The organism is Pseudoalteromonas sp. 1_2015MBL_MicDiv (assembly GCF_002407505.1).
In the GTDB taxonomy this organism is placed as follows: domain Bacteria; phylum Pseudomonadota; class Gammaproteobacteria; order Enterobacterales; family Alteromonadaceae; genus Pseudoalteromonas; species Pseudoalteromonas fuliginea.
The window spans coordinates 307154-319720 of sequence record NZ_CP012738.1 but is presented as its reverse complement, the minus strand read 5'-3'; the positions used below and the strand labels follow the sequence as shown (position 1 = coordinate 319720).

Here is a 12567-nt window from a genome sequence, read left to right as displayed (position 1 = left end):
TACTGTTAAGCTGTCGTTGCATGTTGCGAGATAGCGTCGGTTCGCTTTTTGAAAAAAATCACGCTGATAAAAATCAAACTAATGGGTACCAAAGAAAGGTAAAATGCATGCTGCCCACTAAAATTCTCAAACACATAACCAGTTATTATTGAACCGGTTGTTCCTCCAAGTGCTGAAAAAACCACAATTAAACCAGTCATAGCTGCATGGCGATGTTTTTCAAGAGCGCTGAGCATAACTGAGTTAAGTACCGGATAAATAGGCGCCATGAAAAAACCAATTAACGGTAAAATAAATGCAGCAAGTGGTGCATCAAATAAACTAATTACTGTATTTTCAGTAACATTCTCAGTAAGCGGTAGGGTAATAAGTATGAGGCCAGCCATCGCAATTAAACAACTGCTCAATACAACAAACCAGTGAATGTGTTTAAGTACTTGCCCTGCCACTAAGCGCCCAAACGCAAGTGCCGCAGCAAAAATACTGGCCAGCTGAATACTAATAGCTATAGGAAGTTTTAAAACTTCATTATTGAATGTGGGTAGCCAAGTACCTACGCCCTGCTCAATTAATACGTATAAAAAAGCGCTAATTATAAATATGAGTACCAGCGGTTGATATGTTAGCTTAAGCATGGCGATAAAATCGAACCAACCAGAGCGTTTAGTTTTACTTATAATGGCGGGCTTTATAGGCGCAGCAATTACGCTCGCTATAACAATTAGGGTTAGCGCTGCCAGTAAGTAATAAACGTTGAGCCACGCGGTTGAATCGTTTGGATCTATAAAAGCAGTAAAAATCCAATAGCCACTTAACACACCAACCATGAAAATGCCTTCAATGGTGTTTAACAATGAAGAGTGGCTATTTGCATCATCTGTCACTTGGCCGATAATAGAGTAAACCGACACTTTAACCACAGCAAAGCCACAACCAATGGCGGCAAATAAAATTTTAAACGCATAAAAGTCACTAATTAAAGCCGTACTTACACAAGCAAGGGCAACAACAGTAAGTGCCCCAAGCATGGCCAGTTTATAGCCTAGGCGAGGAATAAACGAAGCCACTACAAATGACATTATCGCAATGGATAAATCTTTAAACCCCTCAAGCACTGAAGCTTCTGTTTTACTTACCCCAAGGGTATTTATTGCCTGCAAAATAACGGTGCCCACGCTATTTAACAAAATAGCGAAAATAAAGTAACTTGCTGCAATTGCCAGTGTGACTTTTGTTTTACTCATAATTACCCTCGCTTTAAAGCGTTATTTAAACGCTATAACGACCTTTATTGTATGCCCATAACAAGTGCATACACAGTGTGTGTTTATATCAGTGAGGTTTGAGTTTAGTTTAGAATAGCTACCAATGCAATCGTTTGCATTTTAAATTTAACATTAACTCAACATGATTTATAAACTATCGTTTACTTGATTGGCGGGTAATCAGTTCAATATCAATTACTTGTGATTCAACTTTTTCACCAGCTAGTTGCTGCATCAACTTTTGAACTAATAGCGTGGCTGCGTACTGTGTGTTTTGTCGGATAGTTGATAATGAAGGGTGGCTAATGTCGGCCATAGCAATATCATCAAAACCTACTAGAGCGACATCATTAGGAATGCTTACATAACGCTCTTTTAAGGCTTTCATGGCACCTAAGGCAACCATATCACTACATGCAACTATAGCATCAAAATAAAGGCCTTTTTCACGCAGTAATTGGTTGATTGATTGATACGCTGAGCTACTTGTTATATCAATAGATACAACATGTTGCTCTAATTTATGAGATGCTAATGCGGCAGAGTACCCTCTGTGACGCTCACTAATTTCACCATGTTCTGGATCGCCTAAAAATACGATGTTTTTAGCTCCGTGCTCTATTAAATGCGTTGTTGCTTGCAAGCCTCCCAAGTAATTGTCACTTCCTACAATGGGGTAATTGCTAGGTGTTTTAGGATCTCCCCATACCACCAGCGGAATACCTGCGTTAGCTGCATTTTCTATATTGGTTTGGTTTTTACCTTGACCTACAACAATAATACCGTCTGCACGGCGGCTATTAATAAAATAATTAGCCCAATCGTCTTGCGCCATGATTGAATTAGATAGTAAAAGCTCTAACCCTTGCTGATTAAGTGCAAGATTAATTTCGCTCACTACTTTAAGTAAAAACGGATCGCTAATCGACTGCTCTGTTTGTTCGTCAAGGTTAATTATAACCGCAACTACATTGGTTTTTTGTGTCCGCAACCGACTTGCAGCCGTATTAAGACTAAAATTATGCTCTTTAGCTAAGCGCTGAAGTTTATCGCGCGTTTCTTGTTTAATTAGCGGGTTATCATTAAGCGCACGTGAAACTGTAGAGGTAGACACGCCTGCTAGTTTCGCTAAATCAGTTAATTTAATTTTTTTGTTATTCATGATCTTCCTAAATAGTCGCTTACCACTGATCAATACAATTATCTAACTCGCTGACAATATAGCATTATTATTTTTTGCTGGCGCGAACAACGACCTAAAAAGTGTTTAACATATAAATAAGCTCAATAAATAAACTATATAAATTCATAAATAATTTACAAATAAATATTGCAAACGTTTGCATTTATCTCTACGGTTTCAATATACACAGCCTATTTACAATGATTTTTAGTAAAAAGACTGCAGAAATACACTGTTTAATACACTAAAAACGGGATCACACACATGAAAATCAGTAAAGCAAAAAGTACACTAGCGTGTGCCATTACTTTAGCGCTTAGCACTCAATGCGCATTTGCTGCAGAGCAAACACAAGAAAAACAAAAAGTTGAGCGTATTGTAGTATCAGGAACACCCACAGGTGTTGGAATAAGAAAAATAGATGCCAGCTATGCGGTAACTAATATCGATAGTGAACAAATTATTAAATTGTCTCCAAAAAGCACCGCTGACTTATTTAAAGCAATACCTGGAGTTTGGGTAGAAAGCTCAGGTGGTGAGTCAGGTGCGAATGTATTTGTTCGTGGTTTTCCTGGCGGTGGAGATGCCCCATTTTTAACGCTAAGTATTGAAGGTTCACCAATTTACCCAGCGTCAACCTTATCGTTTTTAGAAAATTCATCAATGTTTCGTGTTGATGAAACCATTGAAACTGTAGAAGCACTACGTGGTGGGCCAAACCCTGTTTTATCTAACGGACAACCTGGGCTAACAACCAACTTTAGGTTAAAACGTGGTGGCGAAGAAACAGAAGGCTTATTTAAATACACAACTTCTGATTACGACTTACAGCGCATTGATGCTGTAATGAGTGGTGAAATTACTGACGATTTATACTTTATGGTTGGCGGGTATGTAAAAAGTTCACCAGGTATTCGTGATGCGGGCTTTACGTCAGAAAAAGGCAGCCAATTTACAATTAACATCACTAAAAACTTAGATAACGGCGAGCTTAACTTTTATACCCGCCAAACTGACGACCACGGCGCGTGGTACTTACCAACGCCACTCAATGTTGATGGTATTGACGCACAATACACACAACTAGGCACGCTAAATCGCCAAGCAACAATATTTACAGGGCCTGATTCACAAGCACACGATATTGACTTAGGTGATGGCCGAGGCTGGGACGGTCATGTTTCAGGCGGAAGTATTAAGCTCGAACTTAAAAATGGTTGGCACTTTTCAGACCGTTTTAACATTACTAAAGGCGATGCAAACACCTACGGTTTAGTACCAAGTGGCTCAGCAACAACCATTGGCGCAGTCGCTGATAACGGCCAAACTGCATTTGGAGCAGTTACAAACACTGAATACGCAAGCGATACCCCTGTCCAACAACTTGGTCGATGGGTAGTACTTAAAGAAATCAGCTCATTTACTAATGATTTAGCTTTTTCAAAAAAGTTTGGTGATTTATCAACAACCTTTGGTTACTACACCGCAAGCACTTCGGCAAAAGATTGGTGGAGCTTAGGTAACACTGCATACCATGTACTTGAATCAGGTGGCGAAGCATTAACCGGTATTGAATGTAACCAAAGCACCGATGGCTGTGATTTTAACTACGATATTAGCTCAACAGGTGATGCCCGAACTCACGCGTTTTATGTTACTGGTGAATACAAATTTGCTGATGCATTCACACTGGATGTTGGCGTACGTCAAGAAAACCACGAAGTACATTACAGTGTAGATGAAGGCCTTGACGGCATTATTACTAAAGCCGTTAGCTACGATGAAAGTAAAACCTCTTGGACTACAGGTTTAAACTACTCAATTAACAATGATATGGGTGTGTTTGCCCGTGTTAACCGTGGTTATAAAATGCCGTATTTTGATGATTTTAGAGATAATTTTGATGCTTACCAAGGTGGCGAAAAGCTTATTAAAGAAATTACTCAAGGTGAACTAGGTTATAAATTAATTACTGAATCAACCGACTTTTATGCGACCGTATTTGTAAACGAAGTAAAAGGCGACACCTTTGTACGTCGCCCAGGTGTACCAGCAGAAATTTTAACAAATGAAGCGTACGGTATAGAGCTCGATTATAACTTTAACCATGAGTCTGGTTTTTCTGTTAATTTAAACACCACATTACAAGATGCTGAAATTACTCAAAGTCCAACAAACGATGGCAACCAATCCCAGCGCCAACCAAAATGGCAAGTACGTGTAACGCCAAGTTACGACTTTGAGCTACAAGGTATGTATGCAACTTTATACGGTACACTTTCAGCGGTTGATGATCGCTTTGGCAATAACGAAAACACTGTAACACTCGATGGCTACGAAAAAGTTGATTTAGGTTTAATACTAGAACCAATGGAAGGCATTAAGCTTCAAGTAGCAATAGATAACTTAACGGATGAGCAAGGCATTACAGAAGGTGATCCACGTAATGCTGATGCACCAAATGGTCGTTACATTATGCCTCGTACAACGCGCTTTAGTGTAAGTTACGCGTTTTAAATAAAATACAATATAAAGGGAGCATTAGCTCCCTTTCACTTTAATTAACCTAAGCAAATAAATTTAAAGGCTAAAGTGAATTACTCAATACTCGCTTTTAATTTATTTAACGCATCAACCGAAAAACCTCGGTCATAAAAATATAAAATTTCGCCGCTGCTATTTATAAGTACCACACGTGAGTTATTTGGGCTTTGATTACCTGTAAACTTTTGTACCGCTTCACCATCTTTATAGATAGTAATTACCCCACCCCATAATTCTTTAGGTATGCCTTTGCGCATACCGCTGTCTATAAATGTGCTAAACATACGTGGTGCCATACCTGCAATGGTTGGTAGTTCGTAAGTTGGAAGCGTTACACCCGCCATATCTAAACCAATTAACCAACGGTCTATATCAAACTGGCTGTCTTGCTTGTAACCAATAAGCAGCAGTGTTTTATCTGCGTTAAAGTCGCGGGGTATAGTCACTATGTTTTGCTCTAAGCTTTCACCGCTAATATTGGGAAACTGCTTACCCGTAACTTGCTGATTTGGGTACTGCGATGTACATGCGCTCAGTAATACAAAAATAAAAACACTTAGTATTGATTTCATTATGATTAAGTTCCTAACATTTTAGTTTTATAATAACGTTTGTTTATATGTTTTAAAAATTACAAATATCTAAATTTAAACACTCTGTTTTGCCATATATTCATGAAACTTATCAACCTTCATTGGTCGGCCGTACTTCCAACCTTGCCCGTAATGCACTCCCGCAGTTTTTAAGATAGCTTCTTGCTCACTAGTTTCAATGCCCTCTGCAACACAGGTATAATTAAACTTTGTCACAAGCTCCATAATGTTCGGGATCATAGAAGCCTTTAGACCCTCAGTTGCTATATCTTGCACAAATGTACGGTCTATTTTTAACTGATGAAAGCTCAAATTTTGTAAATTTTTTAAATTAGAATAACCCGTACCAAAATCGTCTAATGACAAGTTAAAACCCGATTTAACCAACGCTCTAAAATGCGCATGAGCAATACTGGTATCAAGGTATTCATCTTCGGTAATTTCAAGGCAAATAATAAATCGAGAATTAGTAAGTTCAGAAACTTGCGTTAAAGATGATACATTTCCTTGCTCTACATCATATGGAAATATATTAAGCGATACTTTAAAACCCTCAGGTAAAATATCAATAGCTGTAAGTTCCTTAAGCACCTTTGCAATCATTGCTTCAGTGAATTTCCAAGTTAAATTATTTTTTCTGAGTAACGGAATAAACTGATCTGGGTAGAGTGTTCCATATTTATCTTTAAAACGAGCAAGTACTTCACAACCTATTACTGTGCCTGTTTGCAAACAAATAATAGGTTGGTAGGTCCAATAAAAAGAGTTTTTATTTAAACCTAAACGAATACGATTAAATGTAGAACGACGATCGGCAATCAGATTATCAACAAGTAATGCACTCGATACTCCAGCCAAGCAGGTTAAAATGAGGGATATAATTAGTAAAAAGTGATTTTTAGCAAAAAATTTATTCCAAGGCATATGAAGTGCAACGCAGTAATTGCTATTTTGTTCACTGCATACCAGCTGCCTTTCATAAGGAAGATAAACATTATTGACTAACGTATCGTAAACACCACTTTGCCCTGCCAAATGATTAATAGAACGCTTATGTTTATAAACAACTTCCCACATGGGTGAGCTAATTACGTCATCATTGAATACTTTAGTATCTATTATTAGGTTGTAGTCACCTTGACGCACTATAATAACTTCCATAGGGCGGTCACTAAACAACAATAAATACAATTGAGGTTCAAAGCGTACTCGAATATTTTCATCTACAATAATATAATCTGGGCTTTTATCATTAATAACTTTATCTAACAACCCAGCTCCTGTAGTACATACAAGCTGATCGTTCTTAAAAAAACCTATATCTATTACATATTTTGCATCAAATAAAGCACGACGCATCTCAAGCAACGTTGCTTGGTCACATTGTTTAAAACCGAGGTTATTTAATGGAGTAAGAATTCTGCGCCGTTCTTGTACTGCGGTATCGATATGCTTAACTAGGTGTGTAGCGTCTTCACTTATTGTAGCTGCTAGCTTTTGGCCTGCAAAATAAAGTAGTATCAAGCTCCCTGTCACAAAAACCAATATGCCAGTTAGCAGTGCTATTATTGATTTCTTATGGCCTTTTTTCATCGTATCCTTACTAATATAGTGTGTGCTTTAAATACACATTTTATAAATACATAATGACTTAAAAAATAAATAAATGGCTTAACCAAGTTTACTTTTTCACAACATCGTAAAGCGCTTTGGCTATTACTTGATGCTGATTTTCACAAATATGAATTCCATCTTCTATTGATACGTGCACTAAAGATTGAAGATCAATAAATATAATTTTTTTATTTTGTGCAATATTTTTGAATTGCTCTTTTAGCGCAACGTTTTTGCACTCCGCACCTTCATAAATATGCTTGTAAGGGCCTCTACAACGTACATAGGCCGGGCTCAAAATAATTATTTTTGGCTTTTCATCATGTTGATTATTTAAACTATAAAAATCAAAAATATCATTAATTAAATTATTTAACCCCAGAGCAATGCATTCTGGAGCTAAATTAAAACGCTTTTTCAGATCGTTTGTCCCAAGTGCAATAATAATTACATCGAGCGCATACTCTTCCAAATAAGGTTTTAAATAACTAACACCCGAAAGTGAACCGTTATACGGCGGATGGTTTACTAAGGTACGATTGGGTTGCCCTGCTTCAATAATATTAAAGCCTGACCCTAATTTTGTGGCTAATTGTGATGTCCAGCGAATACTTTCGTCAAAACGCCCTCCTGTAACGGGGTTTAAACCCCAAGTATTAGAGTCGCCAAAGCATAAAATGTTTTTTATCATTAAAATGGATTCAACGTATAGCCTTGCTGTTGTAGTTGGGCATGAGCAGTCATCGCAGAAAGTGACATTTTAACGCCAGGAATAAGCTGTTCAGGAGTAACTTTAAAATATGTAGCTGACTGACCACACACAAAAACCTGTGTATTATTTACGAGTAATTGTTCAATTAAGTACCGGTTTTTATTATCAATATTAAACCGTTTTTTATATTCGCTATTAGCTAACACGTCAACACTTGCGCTACCGTGCACAACTAAAGCGAGTTGTATATTTTCAGGCTTTACACCATGCGCTACATGCATGTTAATAAAACGCGCTAACGAATTTATTGAATTATTTTGCGCGCCTTCTTTAGCGCCATCAGCAACATCAAAAGCTATTCTAAACGAGGTAGAAGCACTAATTGGCTCGTGTTTTGGTACATTATAGAAGCTGCCAAACCCTTTGATCGGGAGGTCATTAGCTTGTGAAAGCGGACTAATAAGTAAAAGTAATAGTAAATATTTCATAAATCCTGTGTTTTTAAGTAATCAAGCCTATTTAATATACTACCAAAAGCAGGGCGTGTTGATCTTTTTGGATAAAGTTCATTCAAATTAAAGACTGTTTAATTATGATGCAAAACTTGTAATCAATAAATGAAAGAAGTGCAACACCTTCGCTCTGCTCGAACAGCGTTTATGGGATGTTATTTCTATAAAGGAGTAATAACACGCAGCCGCTATATTGCCTGCGTGTTAACATCTAAAAATAAACACCCCGTCGAGGAATAGGTTGTTTATTATGCTGCCGATTGCGTATTTTTATGGCTATGGCTTACAAAGCGCATACCTAAATAACCAAAGGTTTGCTTAAACATCTGTACAAAGGCATCAGGGGCTTCAAAAGAAGAGGCATTTGATAGCAACGAGAACTCTTTTGTACGTAACGCGCGTAACTTAGGCTTTAAGTTTTCGTCGTCCATGTAATCTGTGATCCGATCGATAAACGATTTCATTTGTACCGTGGTGTTATACCAATACACGGGGGATGCAAAAATCCAATGTTCATAATCGAGTAACGACTCAAAAACAGTATAAAAATCATCATTTTTATAGTTCTTACTATAGCAGTATGGCGGTATTTTATAGTCATCAAGACAAATAACGCGAATATCATTTTGCTCTGCATAACTATTAGCATGTGCTGATGTATTTCCTTCTCTACGTGCACTTGAATAAATTATTACTGAATTTTTTTTAATTTTATATTGCATTTAACTCGCTCCTTTTTTATGTTGGGAGCAGCTTAAAACCTCAACCATTATTGAGGTCAATATATGGATTTAAAATGAGCACAGAACAAAAAAAATTAACAGAAGCTAACCTAACCGTCGGCTATGTGGCAAAAAGAAGTGGTGTAAAAGTATCAACCCTACATTTTTACGAAACTAAGTATTTAATAAGAAGCTGGCGAAATAGTGGTAATCAGCGTAGATATAAACCCGATGTACTTCGCCGTGTGGCGGTTATAAAAGCAGCGCAAACAATGGGAATTACGCTAGAGGAAATTAAAAACACGCTAGCCACACTGCCAGACAACAGAACCCCGACCAAGCAAGACTGGTCAGCGCTTTCTAAGCATTGGCAAGCACAGCTCGACGATCGCATTGCTTATATGCAGCGTTTACGTGACAAAGTAGATGGCTGTATTGGTTGTGGCTGCTTATCACTTAAAAACTGCCCTATTTACAATAAGGATGACCATTTAGGAGAGCAACAAAGCGGTGCTGTATTGTTAGATAAAGTTGATTATACCAATTCTCCTAATTAAGTGATCTATTTTGAGGTAAGAAAATCGTGTTGATAACAAGACAGAAACTTTTAACGCAGTTAGCGTCAGATTTAATCCCTCAAATTGATTAAGTATTTTTGCGGGTTGGTATAGCAAAAGTAAGAACGTTTGAAATTATTTGTCAGTGCTTTAAACCACTAAGGCTATTTAATCGCACCGCGAGGCTTGTAACCGAGTGAGCTCGGTAACTGCTCATGCGTACTTATTCTTACATCCATGAAAGAGTAAGTAAAAATAGAGCAAAGTTTCCGCGTCCTGTTCACGCCCTTACCTGCATTTATGTAAGCAAATACCCCCTAGGACGAACCCAAAGGGAAACGCATGCTTGGCATTTATATTACTTTATCACCTATTTTTGGGAAATAACCACATTGCATAGGCTCTGCCTTGTCTAAAAATAAAACATACTGGTGTAAATTGAACTCAAAAAGATAAACAAGCCTAGAGAGTAGTAACTAACCTGAACTCTGGATAATAAATCAATCTCGAGCAGCTATTTTCAGCGTTAACTAAATTATCTCTTTTAACCTAAACCATTTAAGCCATCTCTAGCAGCTCGGTATAAAGCACCTAACGTAGAATCAAACACCCATTTAATAAAGCTGTAAGTAAGCTCTACAGCTTTATTAATAACTTTACCGGCAAACACTAACATATGCCCTAACAAGCCTAGCGTTTGTACTGCAAATGATGCAGACGCCTTTGCTATTTTATCGATAGTACGAGCAAGCATATCGTAAAACGTTAATCCGGTTCCAATAGCTGCTTGTGCAGCGACAGCGCTGTAATAGCCCGCATCTTTTAACAAGGTGATTAATGCCGCACTTAATTTATCAGACCAATGCGCATTAAATGAAGCTTGGTTTCTATCTTCAAACTTTAAACGCACTGGTGTGCTTAGAAAATGATTAGCTTTTACGGTTAAGTTATTCCAATCACTGCTGTTTGCCGTATTAATATAACCAGGCGTTCCGTCCAACTTATGAGCAGCACCTTTAAGACCTTGCCCATTATCTAAACGGATTTCTTGCCCATTATACGGTGCATGTGAAAATGGCCATAAAGGGACTTTAGCAACTGGATCAGCGCCATGGGTACAACGGTAAATTTTATCAATTCTCGATGTCGCTGCCCTTGAAAAACCTTCAAGCCCTACTCGCGGTGAGCCAAATGTATACAGCTTTACTGGTAATGAATATTCCGCTTTGATCCAATCAGCGGATAACGTAGCTAAAGCACCACCTAAACTATGGCCAACAACATGAACACCACCCGTCATTTTATTCTTAATATTAGCAGTGACAAACTCTTGTAGCTTAGGCTTCATAGTATAAAATGTTTTATTAAACCCCGCATGCACCATACTACCGTTTGAACCACCGCTTAAACCAAAATGAGCATCAGTTATGCCATCACGTATTGTATCGGTCCCTCTAATAGCAATTACAGACTCACCTTTAAAAGCCCCCGTTCCGTGACCAACTAGGCCAAAACCAGAACTTAATCCAAATAGGTGCGAAATAAAGCCGCCTGACACACCTTGTACTGAACTAGGACTTACAGAAAAGTCGAACTTTCCACGTAAAGCCGGAGATAAAGAGTTATTAATTAGATCCGTACTTTTGATATCTTTGGCATCATAAGCAAGTAACGCGAGTTGTACCGCTTGTGCAGGTGTTAATGTATTCATGCTAAATCCTTTTAAATTGTTTATAAACTAAATTTTACAGGCTGTATAAACTGTAAAAACGTGTTCTTTATCTTCAACAACCGGTATATCGTAAGTTTGAGGCTCTTTTGCAATGTCGCACACTAGATTATTTAAATACTCATTCAAAGTTTTACTCTGCTTATGTAAACCAATTCTGGCAAACCATAAAACAATATCTTTCGAGTTATCTTTTTTTATGTAGATGTGCTGAATTAGAGACCCATTATCGAACATATTCGCTGGCTTCGAGGTTTTAATAACTCGCTCAGGAAAAGAAAAATTACCATTTTCGTCTGACGTCGTTTCATCTAAATACTCATCACCAAAAGTGAATGACTTAAATATGGTAATATTCGCAAGTGGTTTACCATCATTTAGCAGTTGACCACTAATCGGAACTGATAAAGTAAAATCCTGCTTTTTTGAAAAGCCAAACATATCTGCAAAAGCCTGTGTTGTAGTAAAAAAAATAACGGTAATAGACACTACTACCAGTAAAGAAATCTTTAAACGTGATAATAACAAAGCAAACTATCTCCCAAGTTTTAGCTATACATTACGTAATATATATTTCTATTTAATTACACTCTTTAAGTGCTTTTTATTTTAAATAACAAGCGATAATCAAACTTATTAAAACTAAAAACTCTAATAAAATACAATTATACTGCATGCATTTGGAACAAAAAACAACCAGTTTATTTTTCATCCGTACTGCGCTATACATCAGGGCAAAATCGTAGATTTAACTCTGATTTAAAAGTATTTTTTTATACTGTTTAATGAATGAATATACCGACCTATAACAACCATTGATTTAAGTACTCAACGTTAAAAAATAAGTCGTTAACGGTTTATTTTTTGAAAGTAAGTTTTAAGTTTTAATAACCCAGATTCAAGTTCAAACTTTTGTATTTTAGGGTTTTTAAACTTTAAGCCGTTTGAAATATGGGTATTAATCATCGTCGCCATACCCTCAAACCCATCTGGCGCTGTAGCCACTAAATCAATAAGTAAAGGCTGAATAAGCGGTCGATGCTCTTCTATTAAAGTGGGGGTCTCGTATATATCGTAAACGAGGTTGCTTAGTGTGTTCTGTTTTTTTTGTTCCATGTAATTTCTATAGCGCTTTA

General features: G+C 37.3%; 12 protein-coding genes. 2 read left to right on the top strand and 10 right to left on the bottom strand.

The annotated features are described in order from the left end of the window. Positions 1-5 precede the first annotated feature (5 nt). Entirely contained in the window at positions 6-1244 is a 1239-nt protein-coding gene (locus AOR04_RS18935; RefSeq protein ID WP_096794318.1) for an MFS transporter, read from the bottom strand. 175 nt (positions 1245-1419) lie between these two features. Next, a complete protein-coding gene (locus AOR04_RS18930; RefSeq protein ID WP_007378432.1) occupies positions 1420-2427 on the bottom strand; it encodes a LacI family DNA-binding transcriptional regulator in 1008 nt (335 codons plus the stop codon). Between the two features lie 285 nt (positions 2428-2712). Here AOR04_RS18930 and AOR04_RS18925 point away from each other — a divergent pair, with 285 nt between their 5' ends. Beyond that, a complete protein-coding gene (locus tag AOR04_RS18925) occupies positions 2713-4965 on the top strand; it encodes a TonB-dependent receptor (protein ID WP_096794317.1) in 2253 nt (750 codons plus the stop codon). 80 nt (positions 4966-5045) lie between these two features. On the opposite strand, the gene AOR04_RS18920 is transcribed toward AOR04_RS18925, so the two are convergent. From AOR04_RS18920 to AOR04_RS18900, 5 genes are all read right to left on the bottom strand, one after another. Continuing rightward, positions 5046-5564 (bottom strand): hypothetical protein, encoded by a 519-nt coding sequence (locus tag AOR04_RS18920; RefSeq protein WP_096794316.1) that lies wholly within the window; start codon positions 5562-5564, stop codon positions 5046-5048. 75 nt (positions 5565-5639) lie between these two features. Continuing rightward, positions 5640-7178 (bottom strand): EAL domain-containing protein, encoded by a 1539-nt coding sequence (locus AOR04_RS18915; RefSeq protein ID WP_096794315.1) that lies wholly within the window; start codon positions 7176-7178, stop codon positions 5640-5642. A gap of 88 nt (positions 7179-7266) precedes the next feature. Beyond that, positions 7267-7890: an SGNH/GDSL hydrolase family protein gene (locus AOR04_RS18910; RefSeq protein ID WP_096794314.1), complete on the bottom strand. Its 624-nt coding sequence runs from the start codon at positions 7888-7890 to the stop codon at positions 7267-7269. After that, the gene (locus tag AOR04_RS18905) at positions 7890-8399 is read right to left on the bottom strand and encodes a DsrE family protein (RefSeq protein ID WP_096794313.1); all 510 of its coding nucleotides are present in this window, start codon (positions 8397-8399) and stop codon (positions 7890-7892) included. Before AOR04_RS18905 ends, AOR04_RS18910 begins: the two co-directional genes overlap by 1 nt. A 272-nt stretch (positions 8400-8671) precedes the next feature. After that, positions 8672-9145 (bottom strand): flavodoxin family protein, encoded by a 474-nt coding sequence (locus tag AOR04_RS18900; RefSeq protein ID WP_007377069.1) that lies wholly within the window; start codon positions 9143-9145, stop codon positions 8672-8674. A 74-nt stretch (positions 9146-9219) separates the two neighbouring features. Between AOR04_RS18900 and soxR the strand changes: the two genes are divergently transcribed. Further along, positions 9220-9702 (top strand): redox-sensitive transcriptional activator SoxR, encoded by a 483-nt coding sequence (gene soxR, locus AOR04_RS18895; RefSeq protein WP_008134124.1) that lies wholly within the window; start codon positions 9220-9222, stop codon positions 9700-9702. Between the two features lie 544 nt (positions 9703-10246). On the opposite strand, the gene AOR04_RS18890 is transcribed toward soxR, so the two are convergent. The 3 genes from AOR04_RS18890 to AOR04_RS18880 form a co-directional block, all read right to left on the bottom strand. Next, complete coding sequence (locus tag AOR04_RS18890) at positions 10247-11413, bottom strand: lipase family protein (protein ID WP_096794312.1); 1167 nt, start codon at positions 11411-11413, stop codon at positions 10247-10249. Between the two features lie 27 nt (positions 11414-11440). Continuing rightward, positions 11441-11959 (bottom strand): DUF6795 domain-containing protein, encoded by a 519-nt coding sequence (locus AOR04_RS18885; protein WP_007377072.1) that lies wholly within the window; start codon positions 11957-11959, stop codon positions 11441-11443. Positions 11960-12280: 321 nt separating this feature from the next. Further along, on the bottom strand, positions 12281-12547 hold the full coding sequence (locus AOR04_RS18880; protein ID WP_096794311.1) for a hypothetical protein: 267 nt from the start codon (positions 12545-12547) through the stop codon (positions 12281-12283). Positions 12548-12567 lie beyond the last annotated feature (20 nt).

Coding starts and splice junctions, on each gene's coding strand:
- AOR04_RS18935 (WP_096794318.1), bottom strand. CDS start 1,244: ATGAGTAAAACAAAAGTCACACTGGCAATTGCAGCAAGTTACTTTATT.
- AOR04_RS18930 (WP_007378432.1), bottom strand. CDS start 2,427: ATGAATAACAAAAAAATTAAATTAACTGATTTAGCGAAACTAGCAGGC.
- AOR04_RS18925 (WP_096794317.1), top strand. CDS start 2,713: ATGAAAATCAGTAAAGCAAAAAGTACACTAGCGTGTGCCATTACTTTA.
- AOR04_RS18920 (WP_096794316.1), bottom strand. CDS start 5,564: ATGAAATCAATACTAAGTGTTTTTATTTTTGTATTACTGAGCGCATGT.
- AOR04_RS18915 (WP_096794315.1), bottom strand. CDS start 7,178: ATGAAAAAAGGCCATAAGAAATCAATAATAGCACTGCTAACTGGCATA.
- AOR04_RS18910 (WP_096794314.1), bottom strand. CDS start 7,890: ATGATAAAAAACATTTTATGCTTTGGCGACTCTAATACTTGGGGTTTA.
- AOR04_RS18905 (WP_096794313.1), bottom strand. CDS start 8,399: ATGAAATATTTACTATTACTTTTACTTATTAGTCCGCTTTCACAAGCT.
- AOR04_RS18900 (WP_007377069.1), bottom strand. CDS start 9,145: ATGCAATATAAAATTAAAAAAAATTCAGTAATAATTTATTCAAGTGCA.
- soxR (WP_008134124.1), top strand. CDS start 9,220: ATGAGCACAGAACAAAAAAAATTAACAGAAGCTAACCTAACCGTCGGC.
- AOR04_RS18890 (WP_096794312.1), bottom strand. CDS start 11,413: ATGAATACATTAACACCTGCACAAGCGGTACAACTCGCGTTACTTGCT.
- AOR04_RS18880 (WP_096794311.1), bottom strand. CDS start 12,547: ATGGAACAAAAAAAACAGAACACACTAAGCAACCTCGTTTACGATATA.